Consider the following 25,623-nt stretch of genomic DNA (forward strand, 5'->3'; position numbering starts at 1 on the left):
AGGATTCGATGGAAAACACGCAGTGGCAGTGTGGCGCCCAGCTGGTGGTGCGCCACCTTGAGGCGCAAGGAGTCAGACAGGTGTTCGGCATCCCGGGCGCCAAGATTGATCGGGTATTCGACGCCCTGGAGGAGTCGCCCATCGAGACCATAGTGGTGCGCCACGAGGCCAACGCGGCCTTCATGGCGGCGGCGGTGGGGCGCTTGACCGGCAAGGCGGGAGTGGCGCTGGTCACCTCGGGGCCGGGTTGCACCAACCTGGTGACCGGGCTCGCCACCGCCACGTCCGAGGGGGACCCCATGGTCGCCCTGGGAGGGGCGGTACGGCGGGCCGATGGCCTCAAGCTCACCCATCAGAGTCTCGATACGGTGAACCTGTGTCGGCCGGTCACCAAGTTCAGCGCTCAGGTTAGCAGTGGCGCGGCGCTCTGCGAGGTGATGGCCAATGCGTTTCGTGCTGCCGAACTGGGGCGACCGGGGGCGGCCTTTGTCAGCCTGCCGATGGACATCATCAACAAGCCGGTGCAGGGGCGGGTGCTGGTGCCGCGCGAGGTGCCCGAGCCCGGCTGTGCCGATGAGCGTAATCTGGAGCAGGCGCTCGCTCTCATCAGTGAGGCGGACAATCCGGTGGTGCTGCTCGGTCTGATGGCGAGCCGGCCTTCCACCGCCGAGGCGGTGCGCGCCTTTCTCGACAAGGTGCGTTTGCCAGTCACCGGCACTTACCAGGCGGCCGGGGTGGTCGACAGCGAGCACTTCGATGACTTTGCCGGCCGGGTCGGCCTGTTTAACAACCAACCGGGTGATCAGTTACTGGCGGGGGCGGATCTGGTGATCTGCATCGGGTACAGCCCCATCGAGTACGATCCCGTGCTGTGGAATGGGGATCGTTCGCGGCGCATCCTGCACATCGACGTGCTGCCGGCGGAGATCGACAGCTGCTACTGCCCGAATGGCGAGCTGGTGGGGTCGATCAGCGCCAACCTGCAGCGACTGACACACACCCTGGGTCATCCCAAGGAGCGTACTACCGAGGTTCAACGCCTGCTGCATGGCGTCCGTCAGCAGCGGCTGCGATTGGCCCTGCGCGCCGACGATCTGCACGGCATGCCGGTGCACCCCTTGCGCATCGTGCGCGAGCTGCAGGATCTGGTGCGTGGCGACATGACCCTGTGCGTCGACATGGGCAGCTTCCACATCTGGATCGCCCGCTATCTCTACAGCTTTCGGGCCCGCCAGGTGCTTATCTCCAACGGTCAGCAGACCATGGGGGTCGCACTGCCCTGGGCTATTGGTGCGGCCATGGTGCGGCCGGGGGAGAAGGTGGTGTCGGTGTCAGGGGACGGCAGTTTCATGCAGTCGAGCATGGAGCTGGAGACGGCGGTACGCCTTGGCAGCAACATCTTGCACATCATCTGGGTCGATAACGGCTACAACATGGTGGCGATGCAGGAGGAGCAGAAATACCGGCGCACCTCGGGGGTGGCGTTTGGTCCCATCGACTTCAAGGGCTATGCCGAGTCCTTCGGGGCGGCGGGATTTGCGGTGAGGTCGGCCGACACCCTGCGCGCCACCCTGAGGGCGGCGCTGGAGGTCGACGGGCCGGCCGTGGTGGCCATTCCGGTGGATTACTCGGACAACCCGAGCCTGATGGCCCAGCTGCGTCCCGAGGTGATGGCCTAGACCACCATGGGGGCGGCGACCTGGCGCGCCAGATCGTCTCCTCTCAGCTCGGCGAGGATGGTCAGGGCGAATTCGAGGCTGGTGCCCGGCCCTTGGCTGGTGATGAGGCGATGCGTCCGATCGACAACCACCCTGTCTGTGCTCAGCTGGGCGGCGGGCAGCCGCTCCTGAAAGCCCGGGTGGCAGGTGACGCGGGCGCTACCTATCAGGTCGTGGTGGGCCAGCACCAAAGCGGGTGCGGCGCACAGGGCGGCGCGCCAGCGCCCCGCGGCGGCTTGACGGCGCAGCAGGGCGATAGCCTCATCGCTGTCGCGAATGGCCTCGCTGCCGGGCACCCCCCCCGGCACCGCCACCAGATCCCAGGGCTCATCGGGCAGATCCCGCACATGGCCATCGGTCACTATCTTCACTCCGCGCGAGGCGGTGAGGGTGAGCGCACCATCCTGGGCGCAGGAGGCGAGCGTCACCGCCACGCCACCACGCACCAGCACATCGACCAGGGTCACGGTCTCGATCTCCTCCGAGCCCGGCCCCATCAGGACCACTGCCTTCATCCCTGCCTCCCAGGCATCAGCCTGCTTTTTGTGAAATGGCCTCAAACAGGCTGCGGTTAACCGGCACGGCGATGCCGTGATGGTCGGCGCGCGCCAGCAGATAGCCCGTGATGGCGTCGATCTCGGTGACGCGTCCTGCCTCCCTGTCTTGCAACATGGAGGAGTGGTTATCCGCCGTCAGCTCTGCCACTGTGAGGGCCCGGCGCAGCAGCTCGTCGGCGCCCGCTTCCATCCCCTCTGCCTGCATCACGTCGGCCAGCTCCACCGAGAGCTGGGTCAGGGCGTCGCCAAAGCGGGGGGTGGAGAGCTCGCCATTCTTGACCCTGTGCAGGGCGGTAAGCGGATTAATCATGCAGTTGATGGCGAGCTTTTGCCACTGACGACGCTGGATCTGCTCGTCCCATTCGGCTTGGCCGAGGGCTCGGGCCAGGTCATCGGCGATATGGCGGTGTTGGCGACCCGCCTCATTGAAGGGGCCGATCCAGGTCTCTCCCTTGCCGGTATGGCGAAAGCTGTAGTGCTGACCGCGCATGGCTCCGTGGCTGGTGACCCCCACCAGCAGGGGATTGTCGGGGAACAGCTCGGCCACCTGTTCGGCGATTCCCATGCCATTGTGCAGCAGCACTATGGGCACCTCGCGCCCGAGTATTCCCTGCAGGGGGCGCAGCGCCTCGACTACCTGACCGGCCTTGGTCATCACCAGCAGGCGGCGGGTCGTGGCGCCGTCGCTGGCGAAGCAGCGCGGGATGGGGAGCAGATGCGCCGAGCCATCCAGGGCGGTGAAGTCCAGGGTCGGGTGCAGGCGCGAACGCTGGCTGTCGCGCACCATGAGACGTACTCCCTGGCCGCTTTGGGAGAGCAGGCTGGCGAAGACACCGCCGAGGGCGCCGGCTCCGAGCAGGGTCCAGAGGGGGGGGAGTGTATTGCTGCGTGGCATCGAATTCTCGTTATGCGGGCGGGGACCCGGCTCCTGCCGATCGGCCGCCTGATGGTGGTACGTGAGCAATGGCCCTGTATGGGGCTTATCCATCATGCTTCGGGGTGGCATTCTAGCAAGGGGGCAAAGTGGGGTCAGCTTTTTTGGCGGGATTTTGGTAGAGTGTGCCCCCTGCGATTCAGATTAGATGAGGAGGCCCAGATGCCGTCATTCGATATTGTGTCCGAAGTCCAGATGAACGAGGTGTTGAACGCGGTGGACAACGCCAACCGCGAGCTCTCGACCCGCTTCGATTTTCGTGGTGTCGAGGCCTCGTTCACCCTCAGCAAGGAAGTGGTGAAGCTGGAGGCGGACGCCGATTTTCAGCTCAAGCAGATGGTCGACATCCTGCGCGAGAAGCTCATCAAGCGGGGCATAGATACCAACTCCATGACGGTGGGGGACTCGGTCCACTCCGGCAAGCGCTTCTCCCTCGAGGTGAACTTTAAGCAGGGGATCGAGAAGGAGACCGCCAAGAAGCTGGTGAAGCTGATCAAGGACTCCAAGATCAAGGTGCAGGCCGCCATCCAGGGCGACGAGGTGCGCGTCACCGGCAAGAAGCGTGACGATCTGCAGGAGGCCATCGCGCTCATTCGCGGTGCCGAACTGGATCAGCCGTTCCAGTTCCAGAACTTCCGCGACTGAGTCTCAAGGGGGCAGGGCACTGCCCCCTTGCTTATCAGGCGCAATAAAAAAACCGGAGCAGATGCTCCGGTTTTTTGGTTACCCGAGGTTCGATTAGAACTTGTAGGTAACGGAGAAGTAGTGGCCAAAACCGGTGGACTTGAAGCCATCGGAGTTGTTGATGCCGTACACGTCGTTGAAGTACTTCAGGCCGTAACCGACGGCGTAGCGGTCGGAGTGCCAGTACAGGCCGTGGAAGGTGGCAACGCCAGTGGCATTGCGGTCGGCGCGGCCATAGGTGTCGGCGCCGAACAGGTAGTCCAGGTAGCCCTGATAGGAGATGAAGGAGCCGTTGGAGAAGGTATAGAAGGGCTTGAACCAGTTCATGGAGAACTGATAGCCGTTCCATTTACCCTCTTCTTCCTGGAAGAACTTGCTCTCGGTGGCGTGACGAGCGTACAGGTTCATGCCCACCTTGCCAAACCAGGGAACCATCACATCGGCGCCCAGACCGATCTGGTTCTCCATCATGGTGTCATCGACGTTGTTCAGGGAGGCGATGTAGAGCTCTTGCACCGGGCCGAAGGAGAGATCTTTACCGGTCAGGGCATCCAGGGAAAGACGCGGGGCAAACTTCATGAAGATGTTCTGACCACCGTGCTTGTCGCTGTGACGGTTGTCGAAGATATCGAAGACGTCGACATAGCCGTACAGATCGAACAGGCCGGAACGACCGCCAAACTCCATTTCGAAGTAGGTGTCGTTGTAGTCGTGATCGCCACTCGGCAGCTGGCCGATGGTGTGCATCACGTTGAACTGCATCCACTTGTAGTCGTTCTTGTGGATGTCACCGCTGTAGTCGGCGGCGAAGGCGGGGGTAGCGGCGGCGGCCAGCAGGCCGGCGGCGATCAGGGATTTGGTGAACTTGGCCATCTTCTTATCTCTTATGTCCGTAGTTGAGGATTTCCGTAGCCCGCTCCAGCGAGGGAGCGAGTGGATTCTAGGCCAAACATCCCGGGGGATAAATAAATTGTTGGGAACTTTGTGATGAAGTGTGAGTCTAATCACCCCCACTATTTCGCAAACGATTATCTTGTGACCGCTCTCTCGTGATAGCCGTTGTCCGTTTGGAGACGATCGGGATCAGGCAGATGGCGGGAATACCCAGCAGGGCGGTGCCAATGAAGAAGTGGCTGTAGCCAATTTGCTCCACCACGGCACCGGAGAAACCGGCCAGAAATTTGGGCAGCAGCAGCATCATCGAGCTGAACAGGGCGTACTGGGTGGCCGAGAAGGCGACGTTGGTGAGGCTCGACAGATAGGTGACAAAGGCGGCGGTGGCGATGCCGGCGGCCAGGTTATCCAGCGAGATGATGACGGTGAGCAGCCAGGTGTTGTGTCCCACGACCCCCAGCAGGGAGAAGAGCAGATTGGTGCTGGCGGTGAGCAGGGCGCCGATCAACAGGATGCGCAGGGTACCAAAGCGCATCACCAGCACCCCCCCGACGCTGGCGCCCACCAGGGTCATGATGACGCCGTAGACCTTGGTGATGGTGGCCACCTCGGTCTTGCTAAACTGCAGGTCCACATAGAAGCTGCTGGTCATCACCCCCATCACCACATCCGAGATGCGATAGCAGGCGATAAGCGCCAGGATCAGCAGCGCCGTCTTGCCGTAGCGCTCGAAGAAGTCGCTGAAGGGACGCCAGATAGACTCGATGCACCAGGCTCCCACAGCGGCGATAGCTGGGGGCCAGCCCCGCTCCAGCAACGACGCTTTACAGGCGGCTTGCTCCTCGCTCTGGCGTTGCAGATCGGCTTCAGGCTCGTGACAGAGCAGTGTAGTGACAAGGCCGACGCTCATGCAGGCGGCCATGATGAAATAGGTCAGTTGCCAACCATCCCGAGAGTAGCCAGTATCACTGCCGAGCCAGGCGGCCAGGGCCAGGGCGCCGGCGCCGGCCAGGATCATGGCGAGTCGGTAGCCCGTCATGTAGGCCGCCGCCATGGCCGCCTGCAGGCGCTCGGGGGCAGACTCGATGCGAAAGGCGTCGATGACGATATCCTGGGTCGCCGAGGCGAAGGCCACCAACAGGGCAAACAGGGCGAGATGGGTCAGGCTCAGTTTGGGGTCGCTCATCCCCATGCCGATCAGGGCTCCCATGACCAGTAGCTGGGAGAGCAGCATCCAGCTGCGTCGCCGTCCAAGCAGGCTTGAGAGCAGAGGCAGGGAGAGGCGATCGACCAGTGGAGACCACACCCACTTGAAGCCATAGGCCAGTGCCACCCAGCTCATGTAGCCGATATCGGTGAGGCTCACCTCGGCCTCCCTCAGCCAGAAGGAGAGGGTGCCAAAGACCAGCAGCAGGGGCAGCCCCGACGAGAATCCCAACGTCAGCAGGGTGAGAACTCTGGGCTCCAGATAGATGGCCATGACCTGCAGCCAGCCGGATGTGTTGCGCACCTTGCACTCCTCGCAATAACAAAGTGAAAGGCGGGCTCTGGGCCCGCCTGAGGCTTACTTGCTCTTCTTGGTTGCCGGCTGATCGGGCAGCAGGGTGACATGTCGCAAGATGACGGGGGTGGTGGGCACGTTGTTGGCGCGCAGTATGCTGCTGTACTGGGTCGGGGTCTGGGCCAGCTTGTCCAGCACCTCGAGTCCGCTCACCACCTGGCCAAACACGGTGTAGCCCGCTTGCCCGGCGCCATCCAGATTGGTGTTGTTGACCAGGTTGAAGTAGAACTGGCGAGTGGCGCTGTCCACCGCCTGGGTTCGGGCCATGGCGATGGTGCCCCGCTTGTTGGAGAGGCCACCGATGGATTCATTGACCACGGGATCATAGGTAGGGAGCTGCTGATACTGCTGGTTATAGCCTCCCCCCTGCACCACGAAACCCGGCACTATGCGGTGGAACAGGCTGCCATCGTAGCTGCCGTCGGCCACATAACGCAGGAAGTTTTTGACCGTCTGTGGCGCCGCCTTGGGGGCGAGCTCGACCACGATATTGCCATGATTGGTTTCAAACTGAACCCTTGGCGCTGCCTGCAGCAGAGCAGGCAACAGGCTGGCAGCCAATGCCAGCACACTCATCCATCTTTTCATCATGACTCTCCGTTAGCCCGGTTGGCCCTTGAGGTAGCTGCGCAGCTGCTGATCCGCCAGGATCTGTTGCAGCAGATTACCCAACTGCTGGTTCAGGGTGGACTCCAGATCGCTCATGTCCGGCTCACCCGGCCCCTCTTTGGAGGAGGTGGCGTTGAACTGCTTGCTCACCCGATTGCCCTGGAAATCGGCGGTGGCCTTGAGGCTCACTCTGGACTTGGTCACATAGGTGAAGGTCTTCTCCTCCACATTGACGGCCGCCTGCAGCACCTCCAGTTGCAGGTGTGTCGAGCCGATACCGCCCACGTTCAGCCCCTGGCTGCGCAGCCCTTCGGATAGCTTGTCGGCGAGGACCTGCCCGAGAGGGGCGTAGGCGTTGACCAGCACCGGGGCCTTCTCTCTCTTCTTGACCGAGATGACATAGGCTGCCTCACGGCGATCGACGCCCTCCAGGGTGATGCTGTTACCCGAGTAGTATTGCTGGTTGGCCGGGATGATTTGGGGATTGATATAGGCCGTTTCCGGCCAACTGGTGGCACAGCCGCCGAGCAGCAGCGCCCCCATCAGGATGAGAGACTTCTTCATCTGGGGTTCCTTTAACGTTTGATGGCTTTCAAGATAACGAATTTTTTATTGCCTGCAATGAGTTGAGCATTGCCAAACAACCGCTTGAGCTTGAGGTGGTAGTCGAGGTGGCGGTTGCCCACCACCCAGAGATCCCCACCGCGCGGGAGCACCCTGTGTGCATCCTGGAACATCTGCCAGGCGATATGGTCTGTGATGGCCTGCAGCTGGTGGAAGGGGGGATTACAGAGGATGCGATCCGCACTGCCGATCTCGACGCCGTCGAGACAGTTGTTGACCATAAAGTGGGCGCGTCCGAGAGCATCGGGCAGGTTCTTCTGCACGTTTTCCCTGGCCGAGGTGATGGCCATGTAAGACTCATCGCAGAAGGTGACAGCGACTTGCGGATCCCTGGCGAGCAGAGAGAGCCCCAGCACCCCGTTGCCACAACCGAGATCGATCACCTGACGGGCACTCATCACCGGCAGGTGATCAAGCATGAAGCGGGCCCCGATATCGAGGCTGGTGCGAGAGAAGACGTTGGCGTGATTGCGCAGCACCATGTCGGTCCCCTCCAGTGGCCAGATGGTGGGGTAGGGGTCGCTGGCCTTGCAGGGCTCGCCGCGCGGCACGCAGTGGATGAGGCGTGCCTTCTTCCAGGCCAGCGAGGTGGTGGTGGCCCCGAGCCACTTCTCAAACAGCTGCAGGGTGGAGGTGTGGATCTCCTTGGCCTTGCCGGCGGCGAGGATACGGGTCTGCGGTGTCACCACCCGGGAGAGGGCGATCAGTTGCTGCTCGAGCAGGGCCTGGTACTTGGTCACCTTGATGACGACCAGCGCCGGTGCCGCAGGCAGAGGAGCCAGGGCATCCTGCCAGACGACGCTGTCGGGAGCCAGGCCGTTGCGCCTGAGGTTCTCTTCGGCGCCGCGGCGGCTGACGAAAGAGTCGCTGACAAAGTGCGGGTGATGGGCGTGCAAAAATGCGGTGAGTGCACCAAAACTGTCATTCATGATCACCACGGCGCCGGCCGCTATCCCCTCCTCGGCCAGGGTGGTGATCAGGTATTCGTCGGCAGCATCCCAGGCCTGTAACGGGTCGTTGGCTTGTGGCGGATAGCGCAGCAGCTCAAACTGGCAATGGGGATGATCGAGACGGGTCAGCATCAGGGCTCCGGCGTGACATAAACGGGGCCGCTATTTTAGCGGCTCGGCGTCAGAAGTCATATCTCATCGGGAGGATAAATGAAGGCCACTCATCCGGAAGGGGCCGCTTTGCGGTATTGGCCCGGCTGGCTCACGCAAGAGGAGCAAGCGTGGTGGTGGCAATGGCTGGAGGAGATAAGGTGGCAGCAATACCGGGTACGGCTGTTTGGCCGGACTCTGCCTCAGCCGAGGCTGAGCGCCTGGTATGGTGACAGCCCCTACCGCTATTCGGGCTTGCAGCTCCCCGCCACCCCCTGGCCTGAGCCCTTGGCACAGCTGCGCGACAGGGTCTGCACCGCCACGGGATATGCCTTTAACAGCGTGTTGCTCAATCACTACCGAAGCGGCAGTGACAGCATCGGGTGGCATCGGGACGATGAGGCCGAGCTTGGCGCGGCGCCTGCGGTGGCGGCCGTCTCTTTGGGGGCATGCCGACGCTTCTTGCTGCGCCGACTGGAGGATCATCGGTGCCGCGAGGAGTGGTGGCTGGAGCCTGGCTCCTTGCTGCTGATGGCGCCGGGTCTGCAGTCATGCTGGCAGCACTGCCTGCCCAAAACCCGGAGTCGGGTCGGGCCGCGCATCAGCCTCACCTTTCGTTTGATCCAGCCGGGCCGTTAGAATGGCTCTCCATCGTCAGTCAGCGGAGTCTGTTTTATGCAGTTGCAAACCCACATCGAGCAGAAGTTACGGGAGGCCCTCGCCCCGAGCCATCTCGAGGTTATCAATGAGAGTCACATGCATCGTACCGAGCCGGGGGCCGAGAGCCACTTCAAGGTAATTGTCGTGAGCGAATGCTTTGCCGGTGAGCGTCTGTTGGCACGTCATCGCAGAATCAATGCCCTGTTGGCCGAGGAGCTGGCAAGTACTCTGCACGCCCTGGCTCTGCACACCTACACTGACGCCGAGTGGCAGGCTCGGGAAGGGGCGCCGCGCACGCCTTCCTGTGTGGGCAAACCGACATTGTAAGGCTCTGTGTTCCCTCATCGGTCGGCAATCGATGGTGCTTTATCCGGTGTCAGGATGGATTTTAATCATTAAATTTTCTTGACCATGGAGGGGATAAATTTTGTTTATCCCTTAATGGGTATGTTGGGGTTATCCCCTTGTCCTGCTTGAAAAGTCACTTCGAATTCACTATCACAGTTTGTAGGGTGATTTTTGTGATGTTGCGTGAATTTTCCTGTTTTGTCATGGCGGGGGGAATCACCGAGATGATAAACTCAATCGCTTTTTGAATTTCCATGGATGTGGTCACCTTCGACTACATCCCGGAGAGTCAATCCACAGTCGGGAGCCTCTCCCGGCACTTACCAACCTGTCTTCCCGTAACGGTAGTGCAAGTGAGTATGATTACAATTAAAAAAGGACTGGACATCCCCGTGTTGGGTGCGCCAGAGCAAGTAATCTACGATGGCCCCGCCATCACCCGTGTCGCTACACTCGGCGAGGAGTACGTGGGGATGCGTCCCACCATGGCCGTCAAGGTCGGGGATCGCGTCAAGAAGGGCCAGATTCTTTTTGAAGACAAGAAGAATCCTGGCGTGAAATTCACTGCCCCTGCTGCCGGTGTCGTTGCCGAGATTAACCGTGGTGACAAACGAGTTCTGCAATCTGTCGTGATCGATATCGACGGCGACGAGCAGATCACCTTTGCCGCCTTCTCTTCCGCCGAGCTGCCCCAGCTTGACCGGGCCAAGGTCCAGGAGATCCTGGTCGAGTCCGGCCAGTGGGTCGCCCTGCGCACCCGCCCGTTTAGCAAGGTGCCCGCCGTGGGTAGCGCTGCGCGCGCCATCTTCGTCACCGCCATGGACTCCAATCCGCTGGCTGCCAGTGCCGAGCTTGTCATCCGCGAACAGGCCCAGGCCTTCGTCGATGGCCTGGCGGTACTGAGCCGTCTGACCGATGGCAAGGTGTATGTGTGCAAGGCCGAGGGTAGCCTGCCCCAGTCCACCCTGTCTCAGGTACAGGAAGAGGTCTTTGTGGGCCCGCACCCGGCCGGTCTGCCCGGTACCCACATCCATTTCCTGGATGCGGTGAGTGCCCACAAGTGTGTCTGGCACATCAACTACCAGGATGTGATTGCCTACGGCAAGCTCTTCACCACCGGTGAGATCTGCACCGACAAGGTAATCTCCCTGGCCGGTCCGAACGTGCTCAAGCCGCGTCTGCTGCGTACCCGCATCGGTGCCAGCATGGCTCAGCTGACCAATAACGAGCTGCGTGCCGACGAGAACCGCATCATCTCCGGCTCTATCCTGAGCGGTGTGCATGCCAGGGGTGAAGTCGCCTACCTGGGTCGCTACCACAATCAGGTCAGCGTGCTGGGTGAAGGGCGCGAGAAGGAGTTCCTCGGCTGGGCCAATCCCAGTGCCGACAAGTTCACCATCACTCGTACCACCCTGTCCCACCTCTTCAAGGGCAAGCTGTTCAACTTCACCACCAGTACCAACGGTAGTGATCGCTCCATGGTGCCGATTGGTAACTACGAGCGAGTGATGCCGCTGGACATCCTGCCGACCCTGCTGCTGCGCGACCTGGTCGCCGGTGACACGGACGGTGCCCAGGCTCTCGGTTGCCTGGAGCTGGATGAAGAGGATCTGGCCCTGTGTACCTTCGTCTGCCCGGGCAAGACCGAATACGGTCCGATTCTGCGCCACTGCCTGACCAAGATCGAACAGGAAGGTTAAGCGATGAGTTTTAAGCAACTTCTTGAAAAGATGGAACATCACTTCGAGCCGGGCGGCAAGTACGAGAAGTACTATGCCCTGTTCGAAGCGGCGTACACGCTTTTCTATACCCCGGGTTCCGTGACCCGCTCCTCTTCCCACGTCCGTGATGCGCTCGATCTCAAGCGCATGATGATCATGGTGTGGCTGGCCGTCTTCCCGGCCATGTTCTGGGGCATGTACAACGTCGGTAACCAGGCCATGAGCGCCGTCGCCCAACTGGGTAGCGCCGCCGGCCTCGATACCTGGCAGTACACCCTGGCCTCCCTGCTGGGGGCTTCTCTGGATCCGGCCGTGGCGGGTGTCGGCAGCAAGATGCTGATCGGTGCCGCTCACTTCTTCCCGATCTATATCACCGTCTTCTTCGTCGGTGGTTTCTGGGAAGTGCTGTTCGCCATGGTGCGCAAGCACGAGATCAACGAAGGCTTCTTCGTGACCTCGATCCTGTTTGCCCTGATCGTGCCGCCCGAACTGCCCTTGTGGCAGGCTGCTCTGGGTATCACCTTCGGTGTGGTGATGGCCAAGGAAGTGTTCGGTGGTACCGGCAAAAACTTCCTGAACCCGGCCCTGGCCGGTCGTGCCTTCCTGTTCTTCGCTTACCCGGCCCAGATCTCCGGTGATGCAGTCTGGGTTGCCGTCGATGGCTTCTCCGGCGCCACCGCGCTGAGCCAGTGGGCCCAGGGTGGTCAGGCTGGTCTGGTCAATGCGGCGACCGGTCAGGCTATCAGCTGGATGGACGCCTTCCTCGGCAACCTGCCGGGCTCTATCGGCGAAGTCTCTACCCTGATGATCCTGCTCGGCGGCGCCATGATCGTCTACATGCGCATCGCCTCCTGGCGCATCATCGCCGGCGTGATGATCGGCATGATCGCCACCTCCCTGCTGTTCAACGTGGTCGGTTCTGATACCAACCCCATGTTCAGCATGCCGTGGCACTGGCATCTGGTGCTGGGCGGTTTTGCCTTCGGCATGATGTTCATGGCCACCGATCCTGTCTCTGCCTCCTTTACCAACACCGGTAAGTGGTGGTATGGCGCCCTGATCGGCGTGATGGTGGTGCTGGTGCGCGTGGTTAACCCTGCGTTCCCGGAAGGCATGATGCTGGCCATTCTGTTTGCGAACCTGTTTGCCCCGCTGTTTGACCATTTCGTAGCACAGGCGAACATCAAGCGGAGGATCGCTCGTGGCGTTTAACAAAGATACGACTATCGGCACCGTCAGCGTCGTTGCTGGCCTGTGCCTGGTCTGCTCCATCGTCGTCTCCGTGGCGGCCGTGGGTCTGCGCCCTGCCCAGCAGGCCAATAAGGCCCTCGACAAGCAGTCCAACATCCTCTCCGTTGCCGGTCTGGATGTGAGCAATGTGACCAAGACCTATGGCGAGAAGATCGAGGCTCGTCTGGTCGATCTGGCCAGTGGTCAGTTCGTGGAAGGGGATGCCGACGGCTTCGACATGCTGGCCGCCGCCAAAGACCCGTCACGAAATTTCCTGATCCCCGCTGACGCCGATCGTGCCGGTATCAAGCGCATCTCCAAGACCATGCCTGTGTTCCTCGCCAAGGGGGAAGATGGCAAGGTGGAGAGCGTGATCCTGCCGATCTATGGTCAGGGCCTCTGGTCCACCATGTACGCCTTCCTGGCGGTCGCGCCGGATGGCCAGACCATCAAGGGCATCACCTATTACGATCAGGGTGAGACCCCGGGTCTGGGTGGTGAGGTCGAGAATCCGGCCTGGCGCGAGCTGTTTGTTGGCAAGAAGCTGTTTGATGCTGATGGCAAACCGGCCCTGCGCGTGATCAAGGGTCATGCGCCGGAAGGCTCCGAGCACGAGATCGACGGTCTCTCGGGTGCCACTCTGACCTCCAACGGCGTCCAGCACACCTTCGAGTTCTGGATGGGTTCCAATGGCTTTGGTCCGTTCCTGGCCAAGCTGCGTGCAGGAGAGCTCAACAATGGCTGACAAGAGCGAAATGAAAAAGCTGCTGCTCACCCCTGTGATCGGCAACAACCCCATCGCCCTTCAGGTGCTGGGTGTCTGTTCCGCTCTGGCGGTGACCAGCCAGATGAAGACGGCATTCGTGATGACCCTGGCCGTAACCGCGGTCACGGCCTTCTCCAACCTCTTCATCTCCCTGATCCGTAACCAGATCCCCAACAGTGTGCGGATCATCGCCCAGATGGCGATCATCGCCTCTCTGGTTATTGTGGTGGATCAGGTGCTGAAGGCTGTCGCCTATGACATCTCCAAGCAGCTCTCCGTGTTCGTTGGTCTTATCATCACCAACTGTATCGTGATGGGGCGCGCCGAAGCCTATGCCATGAAGAGTGCCCCGCTGCCCTCCTTCCTGGATGGTATCGGCAACGGCCTGGGTTACGGTGCCGTGCTGCTGACCGTGGCCACCGTGCGCGAGATCCTGGGCTCAGGTACCTGGTTTGGCATCGAACTGCTGCCGCTGGTAAACAACGGTGGTTGGTACGTGCCCAATGGCCTGCTGCTGCTGCCGCCGAGTGCCTTCTTCCTGATCGGCCTCATCATCTGGGCGGTCCGCACCAAGGATCCCAAGCAGGTGGAGGCGAAGGAGTAAGAGATGGAACACTATATCAGTCTGTTAATCCGCTCGGTCTTCATCGAAAACCTGGCACTCTCCTTCTTCCTCGGGATGTGTACCTTCCTGGCGGTCTCCAAGAAGGTTAAAACCGCCATCGGTCTCGGCATCGCCGTGGTCGTGGTGCAGACCATCGCCGTACCGGCCAACAACCTCATCTACAACTTCGTGTTGAAAGACGGGGCCCTGGTGACTGGCCTGGATCTCAGCTTCCTGAGCTTCATCACCTTCATCGGTGTGATCGCGGCTCTGGTGCAGATCCTGGAGATGGCGCTGGACAAGTATTTCCCGGCCCTCTACAACGCCCTGGGTATCTTCCTGCCGCTTATCACGGTGAACTGCGCCATCTTCGGTGGCGTCTCCTTCATGGTGCAGCGTGATTACAACTTTGCCGAATCCGTCGTCTATGGCGTGGGCTCCGGCTTTGGTTGGATGCTGGCCATCGTGGCCATGGCGGGTATCCGCGAGAAGATGAAGTACTCCGATGTGCCGGACGGCCTGCGCGGTCTGGGTATCACCTTCATCACCGCCGGCCTGATGGCGCTGGGCTTCATGTCCTTCTCTGGTATCTCCCTGTAATCGGAAGGAACGATAGATGGAAATTATTTTGGGTGTGGTCATGTTCACCGTGATCCTGCTGGCGCTGGTGGCAGTCATACTGTTCGCCAAGTCCAAGCTGGTGACCGCGGGCGACGTGACAATCGTGATCAACGATGACCCGGCCAAGGCGGTGAAGACCCCGGCCGGTGGCAAACTGCTCGGAGCCCTGGCCGGCAGTGGTATCTTCGTCTCCTCCGCCTGTGGTGGCGGTGGCTCCTGCGGCCAGTGCAAGGTTCGGGTGAAGGCGGGCGGTGGTGATATCCTGCCGACCGAGCTGGATCACATCAGCAAGCGTGATGCCCGCCACGGTGAGCGTCTGGCCTGCCAGGTGACCGTGCGTCAGGACATGGACATCGAGCTGCCTGAAGAGATCTTCGGCGTGAAGAAGTGGGAATGTAGTGTCATCTCCAATGACAACAAGGCCACCTTCATCAAGGAGCTCAAGCTGCAGATCCCCGACGGGGAGAGTGTGCCGTTCCGCGCCGGTGGTTATATCCAGATCGAGGCGCCGGCTCACAAGGTGGAGTACAAGAACTTCGACATCCCCGAGATGTATCGTGGTGACTGGGATCGCTTCAAGCTGTTCGACCTGGTGTCGACCGTCAACGAGCCGATCATCCGTGCTTACTCCATGGCCAACTATCCGGAAGAGTTCGGCATCATCATGCTGAACGTGCGGATTGCCACGCCGCCCCCCAGCAACATGCAGTTGCCGCCGGGCCAGATGTCCTCCTTCATCTTCAACCTGAAGGCGGGTGACAAGGTGACCATCTCCGGTCCGTTTGGTGAGTTCTTTGCCAAAGAGACCGACAACGAGATGGTGTTCATCGGGGGTGGTGCGGGTATGGCACCGATGCGCTCCCATATCTTCGACCAGCTGCGTCGCCTGAAGTCCAAGCGCAAGATGAGCTTCTGGTACGGTGCCCGCTCCAAGCGCGAAATGTTCTATGTGGAAGATTTCGACATGCTGCAGGCGGAAAACGACAACTTCCAGTGGCATGTGGCGCTCTCGGATCCGCAGCCGGAAGACAACTGGACCGGCTACACCGGCTTCATCCACAACGTGCTCTATGAGAACTACCTCAAGAACCACGAGGCCCCGGAAGACTGCGAGTTCTACATGTGTGGTCCTCCCGTGATGAACGCCGCCGTCATCAACATGCTCAAGAGCCTGGGCGTGGAAGACGAAAATATCCTGCTCGACGACTTCGGTGGCTAATCGATGCGTTCTGCGGTAAAGACATGGCTGGCCCTTATCGGGCTGGCCTTTTTCTTGACAGGGTGCGGTCAGGAGAAGGTCAACACAGGGCCGGAGATCCACATCACCGGCAGCACCATGGGAACCTATTACTCCATCAAGGTCGCCGACAAGATAGCCAAGACCCCCGAGGCCTTTCAGGCCGAGGTGGATGCGCTGCTCGAGCGGGTCAACGACCAGATGTCCACTTATCGTCCCGACTCCGAGCTTTCCCGTTTCAACCAGACCCGCGACAGCAAGCCTGTGGTCGTCTCTCGTGACACTGCCCGGGTGGTGACCGAGTCGCTGCATCTGGGCCGTGAGACCCGGGGGGCGCTGGATGTGACGGTTGGCCCTCTGGTTAACCTGTGGGGCTTTGGCCCTGACAAACGGCCTACCAAGGTGCCGAGTGATGAGCTGATTGCCCAGACCCGTCAGAAGACAGGCCTGGGTAATCTTCATGTGACCACCTCGGTCGATGCGGATACCCTGCAAAAGGACATACCGGATCTCTATGTGGATCTCTCCTCCATCGCCAAGGGATTCGGTGTGGACAAGGTAGCCGAATACATAGAAGCGCTCGGCTCGCGCAACTACCTGGTCGAGATTGGCGGTGAGCTGCGTATCAAGGGGCTCAACGGCAAGGGACACCCCTGGCGGGTGGCCATCGAGAAACCGGTAGCCGGTAGTGCGGAAGGCTCGGTGCAGGAGGTGATCGTGGTTGGTGACAACGGCGTCGCCACCTCGGGAGACTACCGCAACTACTACGAGATGGATGGCAAGCGCTTCTCCCACACCATAGATCCGGCGACCGGCAAGCCCATCACTCACCGCCTGGTATCAGTGACCGTGGTGCATCCCTCCTGCATGACTGCAGACGGGTTGGCTACCGCCCTGACGGTGATGGGACCGGAGAAGGGAATGGCCTATGCCAGGGAGAAGGGATTGGCTATCTTCATGGTTACCAAGACCGACGAAGGGTTCCGTGAGGAGTACTCGGATGCCTTCAAGCCCTATCTGGTGAGAAAGTGATATGCAAATCTTTCTGATAACCTTCGCCGTCTTCCTGTTATTTGTCGCGGCCATGGCCATCGGCTACATCATCAAGAAGAAGACCATCTCCGGCTCCTGCGGGGGGCTGGGTGCCATCGGCATCGAGAAGGAGTGCGACTGTCCCGAACCCTGTGACAATCGCAAGAAGAAGATGGCCGCCGAAGAGGCGCGCCGCAAGATGCTCGAAGAAAATCGCATCATCTAGTAATCACAGCGCGGGGCCATCGGCCCCGCGCTGTTTTTCAGTAGTCATACTGGTGACACTCCTTCTTCCTGAACTCACCCCGCCAGCGAGTCAGCTCTTCCCGGGTGCCGAGGGTATCTCCCTTCTTGATCGCAATTTCCAGCGTCTCGATACGATCGTGGAGCCATTGGCACTCGGCCGTGGGGTTATTTTTGGCGGCCAGTGGCATGGCCAGTATTACCATCAGCCAGACGGCTTGTGCGTCCATTTGCTTCTCCTGGGGCCATTAGTCCCCTAGGGATAGCCCCTTTCTCTCGGGAGCGGACTGTCAAAATGCACAGGTCAACCTGTATACTGTTTTTTTATCCAGCTTTTGGCATGTCACCGGTCGGTTTGGAGGGCACAATGGGACGTAAAATCATCCATATCGACATGGACTGCTTCTATGCCGCCGTGGAGATGCGTGACGATCCGGCCCTGCGTGAGGTGCCTATGGCCATAGGTGGCAGCGTCGAGCACCGTGGCGTCATCTCGACCTGTAACTATGTGGCGCGTCGCTTCGGGGTCCGTTCAGCCATGCCGACGGCGGTGGCTCGCCGTCTCTGCCCACCCCTGGTATTGCTGCCCGGGAGGCTTGCCTATTACAAGGAGGTCTCCGGTCAGCTGCATGATATCTTCCGCCGTTATACCTCTCTCATCGAGCCCCTCTCTTTGGATGAGGCCTATCTGGATGTGACCGAATGTCCCCTGCTGGGAGGCTCGGCGACCCGGATCGCCGCCGAAATCCGAGAGCGGATCAGGGAGGAGTTGGCCCTGACCGCCTCTGCCGGTGTTGCCCCCAACAAGTTTCTGGCGAAGATCGGCTCCGAGCGCAACAAGCCCGATGGCCAGTTTGTTATCGCCCCCCATCAGGTCGATGAGTTTGTGTGCCAGTTGCCGCTCTCCCAGATCCCCGGCGTGGGACGCAAGAGTGCCGAGCGGATGGCGGCGCTGGGCTTTATTACCTGCGAAGATCTCAGAGCCCTCGACCTCGAGCGGGCTCGCCGTCTCTGGGGGAAACCGGGAGAGGCACTGCTCGAGCGAGCCTGGGGGAGAGATGAGCGACCGGTGGCAGTGAGCCGGGAGCGCAAGAGCGTGGGAGTGGAGACCACCCTGGATGAGGATCTGCCCCCTCATGCGCCCTTGGTTCTCACCTGTCTCGAGGCGCTCTGGCCCGAGTTGCTGCGTCGTCTCGAGCGCCATCAGGGGCGTCGACCGGTACGGGGAGTGGGGATCAAGCTCAAGTTTGCCGATTTTCAGCAGACGACCGTCTATCGTAGTTGTGAAAGGCCCGATGCCGCATTGCTTCCGACGCTGCTGCGCGAGGGGCTGCTTCGGGCTCGCGGCCGGGGCATTCGCCTGGTGGGCGTGGTGGTTGGAGTAGGGGACTCGTCTGAACAGTTAGCTCTTGATTTATAAATATATTATTAAGTTATGAAGCATGGCCGCCGATATAATTCGGTATCGAATACAACAAGGATGTTTCCATGAAATCTCTCTCGGTCCAGTGGCGCATCACCCTCTCTGCCGGTCTCTGCCTGTTGCTGCTCTCGGTTTCACTCATCAGCTTCTCCCTCTATCAAGGGCGTGAAGTGCAGTCTCGCATCGAGATGCGCACCGCCGAGAGTGCGCGTGGTGCCGCCCAGCAAGTGATGCAGGCTCAGGGATTGGCCCAGTCCGCCAGGGTGACGGCCTATCTGGATGAGTCTTTCTATCGGGCCTCCCTGCTGGCTCAGGGGATCCTCTTCCAGCGCAAGAATGCCCAAGACAATTTCATGCACTCCGAGGCCCTGCGCGGTGCCCTCAACCAGATGTTGCACGAGTCGTTGCTGGCGGCTCCCAACTTGCTCGGTGTCTACGGGGTATTCGAGCCCGATGCCCTCGATGGTGAGGATGCCAACTATGTTGATTCGAGTGCCCTGGGCTCCAACGAGAAGGGGCGCTTCTCCGTCTACTGGGCGCGCGGCAAGGAGGGCATAGTCGCCGAGACCATGAGTGAGGAGGATCTGGCCGACAGCGCTCCCGATGAGAGTGGTACCCCTGCCAATTACTGGTATCGCTGTAGCCTGGAGAGTCGCAGCAGCTGCCTGCTCGAGCCCTATCTGGATGAGGTCGAGGGACAATCCCGTCTGATGACCTCGGTCACGGTTCCGCTCATGGAGGAGGGGAAGGTGATCGGTATCGTGGGTGTGGATCTGGCCCTGGACAGTCTGCAGCAGGTGGTGCAGGGCATGGATGAGGATCTTTACCGGGGCAGCGGCGATGTGATGCTGATAAGCCAGGGAGGGACTGTGGCCGCCCAGAGCGGTTTTAACACCCCGGTAGGCAAGCCGCTTGGCGGCGATCCCCTGGGGGGGCAGCTCAAGGGCTGGCTCAAGGAGGGAGCGCCACTCTCACGCTGGAGCGAGGATGGGGCCTGGCTACAGAGCTTCACGCCGATCCGGGTGGCGGGCCACAGCTGGGGGGTCTATATCCAGCTGCCCCGTGCCGTGGTATTGGAGGAGGCCGATCGGCTCAGTGCCGAGCTGGCCGAGCAGGCCGCCAGCAGCGGCTGGATTCAAATTGAGATCGGCATCCTGATCACCCTGCTTGCGCTCGGTGCCATTACCCTGTTGGCGCGCCAGGTGGTCTCACCCATTCGTGCAGTGGTCAGTCGGTTGCGGGATATCGCCAGCGGTGAGGGGGACCTCACCCAGCGGCTGCAGATAGACCGCCAGGATGAGCTCGGGGAGTTGGCTCGCTGGTTCAATCTCTTCCTCGACAAGCTGCAGGGCACCGTCTCCCAGGTGGTAGAGACGGTGGCGGGAACTCGCGAGACGGCGAGCCAGGCGGCAGCGGTGGCCGAGCGTACCCGCGACAGCCTGCAGGCCCAGTTCAAGGAGGTGGAGATGGTCGCCGCGGCCTTTGAGGAGATGAATGCCAGCGCCGCCGAAGTGGCCGGGAGTGCCGGCAGTGCCGTGGCCTCGGCCAAGGAGGCCGAGGGGATGGCGCGTCATGGACAGCAGGCGGTCAATGAGAGCCAGCGCGCTATGGATGAGTTGATGCAGGTGATTGAGGCGGCCAGACCCATGGCTGAGCGGCTCTCCGATGAGAGCGACAATATCGGCAATATTCTCGAGGTGATCCAGGCCATCGCCGAGCAGACCAATTTACTGGCCCTCAACGCCGCCATCGAGGCTGCCCGGGCCGGTGAACAGGGTCGGGGATTTGCCGTGGTGGCCGATGAAGTGCGCAGCCTGGCGGGAAGGACCCAGGACTCCGTGGTCCAAATCCGCGAACTCATCGAGAAGCTGCAAGGGGGAACGAGCGGCGTGGTGGAGGCCATCGTCGAGAGTCACGCCAGGGCCGGCCGTACCCGGGAGCGAGTGGAGGCCTCGGTCACCATGCTCGAGCAGATCCTCGAGGCGGTTGGCTCGATTGAGCAGATGAACGATCTCATCTCCCGCGCCGCCGGTCAGCAGAGCGAGGTGATCCACTCCCTTAACCACAATGTGGCAACCATCAGGGATGTGAGCCAGAACATCAGCGAAGAGGCCATATCCTCTGCCAGGATTGGTCGGGAGATGTTTACCCTGGCCGATCGCCAGCAGGCCCTGATGGGGCAGTTCAAGGTATAAGGGGTCACGCCAGACAGAAAAAAGGCGCCATCCTGAGGTGGCGCCAAACAATTCAGATGACAGACAGGTCAAATCGGAAAATTTGAACCTTTTCTTCCCGGGGGAAGATTACACAACACCACAATCGACAGTCACTGACTCGGAAAATTGCCCTTCCCACAGGGTTTCATGGGGAAGTGCGAGCCATATGGCAACTGATTGTGCGGCGAATTATGTTTATTCGCTGGTGGCGTCGCAACCGACAATTTATAATGCAGACCATTAGAAAATCTCATCTTTGGCAGGAGTCATGTCGCGTCGTCTTCCTCCCCTCAACGCCCTCAAGGCTTTCGAGGCGGCGGCTCGCCACCTGAGTTTTACTCGGGCGGCGGAAGAACTGTTTGTCACCCAGGCTGCCATCAGCCACCAGATCAAGGCGCTGGAGGAGTACCTGGGGATTAAACTGTTTCGCCGCAAGAATCGTTCCCTGCTGTTGACCGAAGAGGGGCAGGGCTATTTTCTCGATATCAAGGATATCTTTGCCTCCATCTCTGAGGCCACCGAGAAGCTGCTGGCACGCAGTGCCAAGGGGGCACTGACCGTCTCTTTGCAGCCCAGTTTCGCGATTCAGTGGCTGGTGCCTCGCCTGGTGCGCTTTAGTGAGCGTCATCCGGATATCGATGTGCGTATCAAGGCCGTGGATCTGGATGAGGGATCGCTCACCGACGATGTGGATGTGGCCATCTATTACGGGCGCGGCAACTGGCCCGGGCTCAGGGCCGACAAGTTGCATACCGAGTATCTGATCCCGGTCTGCTCGCCCATGTTGCTGACCGGGCCCAAGCCCCTGCGTACCCCCGAAGACCTGACCCGTCATACCCTGCTGCACGACACCTCGCGCCGCGATTGGAAGGCCTGGTTTCGCCAGCTGGGGATCGATGCCCCCAACGTCAATCAGGGGCCCATCTTCAGCCACTCGACCATGGTGATCCAGGCTGCCATTCACGGTCAGGGAGTGGCGCTGGGTCACAGCGTGCTGGCCCAGCCCGAGATCGATGCCGGTCGCCTCATCTGCCCCTTCGAGCAGGTGCTGGTGAGCAAGAACGCCTTCTACCTGGTCTGTCAGGAGCAACAGTCGGAGCAGGGCAAGATCGTCGCCTTCCGCGACTGGATGCTGGAGCTGGTCGAGCAGGAAGAGGCGCGCCGCCGCGCCCAGGTCAAACCCTGATGACAGAGACCCAGGGGGCGGTGGACGCCCCGGTTCGTCTCTTGCTGGCTCACGGCGCCGGGGCCGGTATGGATCATCCCTTTCTTGTCACCCTGAGTGCTCTGCTGGCCGATGAGACGTTGCAGGTGGTGCGTTTTAACTTTCCCTATATGGCGCGCATGCAGAGGGAAGGAGGGCGCCGCCCTCCCGATCGGGCTCCCGTGTTACTCGAGTGCTGGCGCGAGGTGATTGCCGCCCATGCCCATCCCAGGCTCATTCTGGCGGGTAAATCCATGGGAGGGAGGATGGCCGCCGAGCTTGCCGATGAAACGGGGGCTGCGGGATTGGTGCTACTGGGGTATCCTTTCCACCCCGTCGGTAAGCCCGAGCGTTGGCGTGGTGAGGTGCTCAAGCAGATCGTCACGCCGACCCTGCTGTTGCAGGGGGAGCGAGACGCGTTTGGCTGTCGTGAGGAGTTGGCCGGTTTTCCCTTCTCCCCGGCGGTGCGTTGCCACTGGCTACCGGACGGAGATCACAGCCTGAAACCGCGCCAGCGCAGCGGCTTGACCGAGGCGGACAATCTGGCTTCGGCGGCCCGTCTGATCCGGGCGTTTGCCCATGAGGTGAGAGGATGAAAGCGCAACGAATCGAACTCATGGTGGCGGCTCTGATGGGGTTGTCGGCCACCCTGCTGGGCGCCTATGGCGCTCATGGTTTGCCGGCGACCGGCATAGCCCCCGATAAGCTCTCCGCCTTCAATACGGCGGTGCAGTACCAGTTTTTTCACGCCCTGGCGCTGTTGGCGCTCGGGCTCTCTCCCCTGCGCGGGCGTGGTCTGGCCCTGGCTGCCGGCCTCTTCGTGCTGGGCACCCTGGGTTTTAGCGGCAGTATCTACGCCATGGTACTGCTGGGAACCAAGGGAATTGGCCTGCTGACGCCGGTCGGGGGAGTCTGTTTTATGTTGGGATGGGCAACCCTGTTTTGGGTTGGCTGTCGTCTTGGAGGAAGAAATGAATAACCTGCTGATTTATTGCCGTCCCGGCTTTGAGAAAGAGGCGGCGGCAGAGATCACCGAGCGTGCCAGCGACATGCAGTGCTACGGCTTTGCCCGGGTCAAGGACGACAGCGGCTATGTGCTCTTCGAGCTCTATGAGGAGGGACAGGCCGACCTGCTGGCACGCAAGCTCCCCTTCCGTGAGCTCATCTTTGCCCGCCAGATGCTGGTGTTGACCCACGATCTCTCCGATCTGGATCTGGGGGATCGGATCCGTCCCATCGTGGAGGCGTGCCGTGACTATGCCATCTGTGGGGATCTGAGGGTCGAAACGGCAGACACCAATGAGGCCAAAGAGCTCTCTGCCTTCTGCCGCAAGTTCACGGTACCCCTGCGTCAGGCCCTGCGTAGCAACGAGATCCTGACCAGCAAGGAGACCCCCAATCGGCCGGTCTTCCACGCCTTCTTTGTGGCGACCGATCATGTGCTGCTTGGCTACTCCTACTCGTTCAATAATTCTGAGTTCCATATGGGCATTCCTCGTCTGCGCTTCCCCTCCGACGCTCCGAGCCGCTCGACTCTGAAGCTCGAGGAGGCGTTTCATGTCTTCGTACCCAAGGAGGAGTGGGATCTGCGCCTCACCTCCGGGATGAAGGCGGTGGATCTGGGCGCCTGTCCGGGAGGCTGGACCTATCAACTGGTGCGCCGTGGCATGATGGTGACCGCCGTGGACAACGGCATGATGGCCGACTCTCTGATGGAGACGGGCCAGGTCAAACACCTGCGCGATGATGGCTTCATGTGGAAGCCGGTGAAGAAGAACACCTACTGGCTGGTGTGCGACATGGTCGACAAGCCGGCGCGGGTGGTGCAGATGATCGGTGACTGGTTCCAGGACGGGCTCTGTCAGGAGGCGATCTTCAACCTTAAGCTGCCCATGAAGAAGCGCTTCGTAGAGTGCGAGCACAACCTGAATGTGCTGCGCGAGCGGCTTGCCGAGATCGATCCCGGCTTCGTGGTACAGGCCAAGCAGCTCTACCATGACCGCGAGGAGATCACGGTACACGTCTACAACCGCTATGCCCTCTCCAAGCTCAAACCGGCCTAAAAGCGATAGTCGAACTTAAGGCTTGATTCGTCGTCGGTGATCTTCAGCTCTATCTGCATGGGGATCGTCTTGTCGCTGGGGGTGAGCTGGACCTTGATGCCATCTCCCCTCAGCTTGACCGCCGTGTCCATGGTGCCGGCGCGAAACTTGACTCTGGGTCTGAGATTTTCGAAGCCCACCGAAACACGCTTGTCGGGGGTTAGATTGAGCCTGTGGTAGGGGGCGAGGGTCGCCTCGCCACTGTCGTTGCGTTTGACCTCAAGGCTAAGGCTCGAGTAACGGCTGAGGCTCAGCTCCTCTCGGGAGCTCTGCCAGCGGGCGACTTCATCGCTGTCAAGGGCGCTCTTCCAGCTGGCTTCATCGAGCGCCATGACAGGCAAGACCGGCAGGAGCAGCAGAAAAAGCGCACGCATCAGAGATCCCTCCCTTCTCTGATACAAACATAGATCAGGGTGTCCCGGCCTGAGCAAAATGGGCAAAATAAAAGGAGCCATAAAGGCTCCTTTTGCGTCTATTTAATAATCAGAGTTTGGCCATCACGGCCTGGGTAAACTGGTCAGTGGTGGCGCTGCCACCCAGATCTCGAGTCACGCACTGACCCGCCTCTATGGTGCTGCGCACTGCGGTCAGAATGCGCTCGGCCTTCTCTTGCATGCCGAGATACTCAAGCATCTGCACCGAGGCAAGGATCACTGACGTGGGGTTGGCAATATTCTTGCCGGCGATATCGGGCGCGGAGCCGTGTACCGCTTCGAAGATGGCGGCGCCGCTGCCGATATTGGCCCCCGGTGCCATGCCAAGGCCCCCCACCAGACCGGCGCAGAGATCCGAGAGGATGTCGCCAAACAGGTTGGTGGTGACGATCACATCGAAGCGCTCAGGGTACATCACCAGGTTCATGCAGGCGGCGTCGACGATCATCTCCTCACACTGGATCTCCGGGTGGCGTGCCGCTACCTGGCGCGCGACCTCCAGGAAGAGACCCGAGGTGGATTTGAGAATGTTGGCCTTGTGCACCACGGTCACCTTCTGGCGGCCCTCTTTCTTGGCCAGATCAAAGGCAAACTCGACGATGCGTTCGGCCCCTTCGCGGGTGACTATGCTCATTGCCTCGGCGCTGTTGTTATCATCGCTGCGGCGTTGACCGGCACCGGAATACATCCCTTCCGTATTCTCACGTACCGTAATGATGTCGATGTTCTCGTAACGGCTCTTGGTCCCCTTGAAGGAGATAACCGGGCGCACGTTGGCGTAGAGGTTAAATTTCTTGCGCAAGGAGACGTTGATGGAGGTGAAGCCACCACCAACCGGCGTCGTCAGGGGGCCCTTGAGGGTCACCTTGTTCTGGTCGATGAGATCCAGGGTTGCCTGGGGCAGCAGCTCACCATGTTTTTCGAGCGCAGTCAGGCCGGCGTCGGCGTAGTCGTAGTCGAAATCGCAACCCGCTTTTTGCAGGATCTGGATGGCGGAGTCGATGATGCTGGGGCCGATGCCGTCACCCGGGATGACGGTGATTCTTGTTTTGGACATAGGGCACTTCCGAGGTACAGATAGGTGTAGAAGTCGGTGTTTCT

28 protein-coding genes are annotated in these 25,623 nt (G+C 60.7%); 18 read left to right on the forward strand and 10 right to left on the reverse strand.

Going from position 1 to position 25,623, the window contains the following annotated elements:
* The first annotated feature begins 8 nt into the window (after window positions 1–8).
* Complete coding sequence (alsS, locus tag AB5Y48_RS09260) at window positions 9–1,679, forward strand: acetolactate synthase AlsS (protein WP_368164269.1); 1,671 nt, start codon at window positions 9–11, stop codon at window positions 1,677–1,679.
* On the opposite strand, the gene AB5Y48_RS09265 is transcribed toward alsS, so the two are convergent.
* Both AB5Y48_RS09265 and AB5Y48_RS09270 read right to left on the reverse strand, forming a co-directional pair.
* Window positions 1,676–2,233: a DJ-1 family glyoxalase III gene (locus tag AB5Y48_RS09265; protein ID WP_050665819.1), complete on the reverse strand. Its 558-nt coding sequence runs from the start codon at window positions 2,231–2,233 to the stop codon at window positions 1,676–1,678. The two genes, alsS and AB5Y48_RS09265, sit on opposite strands and share 4 nt — an antisense overlap.
* 16 nt (window positions 2,234–2,249) lie before the next feature.
* Window positions 2,250–3,170: a ketopantoate reductase family protein gene (locus AB5Y48_RS09270; protein WP_050665818.1), complete on the reverse strand. Its 921-nt coding sequence runs from the start codon at window positions 3,168–3,170 to the stop codon at window positions 2,250–2,252.
* Between the two features lie 201 nt (window positions 3,171–3,371).
* Here AB5Y48_RS09270 and AB5Y48_RS09275 point away from each other — a divergent pair, with 201 nt between their 5' ends.
* Window positions 3,372–3,854, forward strand: a complete 483-nt coding sequence (locus AB5Y48_RS09275; protein ID WP_368164270.1) for a YajQ family cyclic di-GMP-binding protein — start codon at window positions 3,372–3,374, stop codon at window positions 3,852–3,854.
* A gap of 93 nt (window positions 3,855–3,947) precedes the next feature.
* Here AB5Y48_RS09275 and AB5Y48_RS09280 read toward each other — a convergent pair whose 3' ends face one another.
* From AB5Y48_RS09280 to AB5Y48_RS09300, 5 genes are all read right to left on the reverse strand, one after another.
* Window positions 3,948–4,766 carry an outer membrane protein OmpK gene (locus AB5Y48_RS09280; protein WP_060584591.1) on the reverse strand — a complete coding sequence of 273 codons (819 nt, stop codon included), beginning with the start codon at window positions 4,764–4,766 and terminating at the stop codon, window positions 3,948–3,950.
* Between the two features lie 127 nt (window positions 4,767–4,893).
* Window positions 4,894–6,267, reverse strand: a complete 1,374-nt coding sequence (locus tag AB5Y48_RS09285; protein ID WP_050665835.1) for an MFS transporter — start codon at window positions 6,265–6,267, stop codon at window positions 4,894–4,896.
* 84 nt (window positions 6,268–6,351) lie between these two features.
* Window positions 6,352–6,924 (reverse strand): peptidylprolyl isomerase, encoded by a 573-nt coding sequence (locus tag AB5Y48_RS09290; RefSeq protein ID WP_368164293.1) that lies wholly within the window; start codon window positions 6,922–6,924, stop codon window positions 6,352–6,354.
* Between the two features lie 24 nt (window positions 6,925–6,948).
* The gene (locus tag AB5Y48_RS09295; protein WP_050665814.1) at window positions 6,949–7,521 is read right to left on the reverse strand and encodes a YajG family lipoprotein; all 573 of its coding nucleotides are present in this window, start codon (window positions 7,519–7,521) and stop codon (window positions 6,949–6,951) included.
* A gap of 11 nt (window positions 7,522–7,532) precedes the next feature.
* Complete coding sequence (locus AB5Y48_RS09300; protein WP_368164271.1) at window positions 7,533–8,663, reverse strand: methyltransferase; 1,131 nt, start codon at window positions 8,661–8,663, stop codon at window positions 7,533–7,535.
* A gap of 78 nt (window positions 8,664–8,741) precedes the next feature.
* Between AB5Y48_RS09300 and AB5Y48_RS09305 the strand changes: the two genes are divergently transcribed.
* The 10 genes from AB5Y48_RS09305 to nqrM all read left to right on the forward strand — a co-directional run bounded on the left by AB5Y48_RS09305 (window position 8,742) and on the right by nqrM (window position 17,126).
* Window positions 8,742–9,320, forward strand: coding sequence for an alpha-ketoglutarate-dependent dioxygenase AlkB (locus AB5Y48_RS09305; protein WP_368164272.1), 579 nt, complete (start codon window positions 8,742–8,744; stop codon window positions 9,318–9,320).
* 36 nt (window positions 9,321–9,356) lie between these two features.
* Window positions 9,357–9,668 carry a BolA family transcriptional regulator gene (locus AB5Y48_RS09310; protein WP_050665811.1) on the forward strand — a complete coding sequence of 104 codons (312 nt, stop codon included), beginning with the start codon at window positions 9,357–9,359 and terminating at the stop codon, window positions 9,666–9,668.
* A gap of 380 nt (window positions 9,669–10,048) precedes the next feature.
* Complete coding sequence (locus AB5Y48_RS09315; RefSeq protein WP_224159756.1) at window positions 10,049–11,389, forward strand: Na(+)-translocating NADH-quinone reductase subunit A; 1,341 nt, start codon at window positions 10,049–10,051, stop codon at window positions 11,387–11,389.
* Window positions 11,390–11,392: 3 nt separating this feature from the next.
* Window positions 11,393–12,622, forward strand: coding sequence for an NADH:ubiquinone reductase (Na(+)-transporting) subunit B (locus tag AB5Y48_RS09320; protein ID WP_136613054.1), 1,230 nt, complete (start codon window positions 11,393–11,395; stop codon window positions 12,620–12,622).
* Window positions 12,612–13,385: a Na(+)-translocating NADH-quinone reductase subunit C gene (locus tag AB5Y48_RS09325; protein ID WP_050665808.1), complete on the forward strand. Its 774-nt coding sequence runs from the start codon at window positions 12,612–12,614 to the stop codon at window positions 13,383–13,385. Before AB5Y48_RS09320 ends, AB5Y48_RS09325 begins: the two co-directional genes overlap by 11 nt.
* Window positions 13,378–14,010: an NADH:ubiquinone reductase (Na(+)-transporting) subunit D gene (locus AB5Y48_RS09330; RefSeq protein ID WP_060584605.1), complete on the forward strand. Its 633-nt coding sequence runs from the start codon at window positions 13,378–13,380 to the stop codon at window positions 14,008–14,010. The genes AB5Y48_RS09325 and AB5Y48_RS09330 overlap by 8 nt, the downstream gene beginning before the upstream one ends.
* Before the next feature lie 3 nt (window positions 14,011–14,013).
* Entirely contained in the window at window positions 14,014–14,610 is a 597-nt protein-coding gene (gene nqrE, locus AB5Y48_RS09335) for an NADH:ubiquinone reductase (Na(+)-transporting) subunit E (RefSeq protein ID WP_050665806.1), read from the forward strand.
* Between the two features lie 16 nt (window positions 14,611–14,626).
* Window positions 14,627–15,850: an NADH:ubiquinone reductase (Na(+)-transporting) subunit F gene (nqrF, locus tag AB5Y48_RS09340; protein ID WP_050665805.1), complete on the forward strand. Its 1,224-nt coding sequence runs from the start codon at window positions 14,627–14,629 to the stop codon at window positions 15,848–15,850.
* Between the two features lie 3 nt (window positions 15,851–15,853).
* Entirely contained in the window at window positions 15,854–16,900 is a 1,047-nt protein-coding gene (locus AB5Y48_RS09345; protein ID WP_050665804.1) for an FAD:protein FMN transferase, read from the forward strand.
* A gap of 1 nt (window position 16,901) precedes the next feature.
* Entirely contained in the window at window positions 16,902–17,126 is a 225-nt protein-coding gene (nqrM, locus tag AB5Y48_RS09350) for a (Na+)-NQR maturation NqrM (protein WP_005349134.1), read from the forward strand.
* A 37-nt stretch (window positions 17,127–17,163) separates the two neighbouring features.
* Here nqrM and AB5Y48_RS09355 read toward each other — a convergent pair whose 3' ends face one another.
* The gene (locus tag AB5Y48_RS09355) at window positions 17,164–17,373 is read right to left on the reverse strand and encodes a hypothetical protein (RefSeq protein WP_368164273.1); all 210 of its coding nucleotides are present in this window, start codon (window positions 17,371–17,373) and stop codon (window positions 17,164–17,166) included.
* A 137-nt stretch (window positions 17,374–17,510) separates the two neighbouring features.
* On the opposite strand from AB5Y48_RS09355, the gene dinB reads away from it, so the two are divergent.
* From dinB to rlmM, 6 genes are all read left to right on the forward strand, one after another.
* The gene (gene dinB / locus AB5Y48_RS09360; protein ID WP_368164274.1) at window positions 17,511–18,563 is read left to right on the forward strand and encodes a DNA polymerase IV; all 1,053 of its coding nucleotides are present in this window, start codon (window positions 17,511–17,513) and stop codon (window positions 18,561–18,563) included.
* A gap of 68 nt (window positions 18,564–18,631) precedes the next feature.
* Window positions 18,632–20,761, forward strand: a complete 2,130-nt coding sequence (locus AB5Y48_RS09365) for a methyl-accepting chemotaxis protein (protein ID WP_368164275.1) — start codon at window positions 18,632–18,634, stop codon at window positions 20,759–20,761.
* A gap of 289 nt (window positions 20,762–21,050) precedes the next feature.
* Window positions 21,051–21,968: a transcriptional regulator GcvA gene (locus AB5Y48_RS09370; protein ID WP_050665800.1), complete on the forward strand. Its 918-nt coding sequence runs from the start codon at window positions 21,051–21,053 to the stop codon at window positions 21,966–21,968.
* A complete protein-coding gene (locus tag AB5Y48_RS09375) occupies window positions 21,968–22,582 on the forward strand; it encodes an alpha/beta family hydrolase (protein WP_136613057.1) in 615 nt (204 codons plus the stop codon). Before AB5Y48_RS09370 ends, AB5Y48_RS09375 begins: the two co-directional genes overlap by 1 nt.
* Entirely contained in the window at window positions 22,579–22,965 is a 387-nt protein-coding gene (locus AB5Y48_RS09380; protein WP_050665798.1) for a DUF423 domain-containing protein, read from the forward strand. The genes AB5Y48_RS09375 and AB5Y48_RS09380 overlap by 4 nt, the downstream gene beginning before the upstream one ends.
* Entirely contained in the window at window positions 22,958–24,049 is a 1,092-nt protein-coding gene (rlmM, locus tag AB5Y48_RS09385; protein WP_050665797.1) for a 23S rRNA (cytidine(2498)-2'-O)-methyltransferase RlmM, read from the forward strand. The genes AB5Y48_RS09380 and rlmM overlap by 8 nt, the downstream gene beginning before the upstream one ends.
* Here rlmM and AB5Y48_RS09390 read toward each other — a convergent pair.
* The gene (locus tag AB5Y48_RS09390; protein ID WP_050665796.1) at window positions 24,046–24,462 is read right to left on the reverse strand and encodes a hypothetical protein; all 417 of its coding nucleotides are present in this window, start codon (window positions 24,460–24,462) and stop codon (window positions 24,046–24,048) included. The genes rlmM and AB5Y48_RS09390 overlap by 4 nt on opposite strands.
* 109 nt (window positions 24,463–24,571) lie before the next feature.
* Window positions 24,572–25,579 carry an isocitrate dehydrogenase gene (locus AB5Y48_RS09395; RefSeq protein ID WP_224159558.1) on the reverse strand — a complete coding sequence of 336 codons (1,008 nt, stop codon included), beginning with the start codon at window positions 25,577–25,579 and terminating at the stop codon, window positions 24,572–24,574.
* Window positions 25,580–25,623: the final 44 nt, after the last annotated feature.

Origin of the sequence: Aeromonas sp. R6-2 (genome assembly GCF_040908155.1) — a bacterium.
In the GTDB taxonomy this organism is placed as follows: Bacteria; Pseudomonadota; Gammaproteobacteria; order Enterobacterales; family Aeromonadaceae; genus Aeromonas; species Aeromonas schubertii.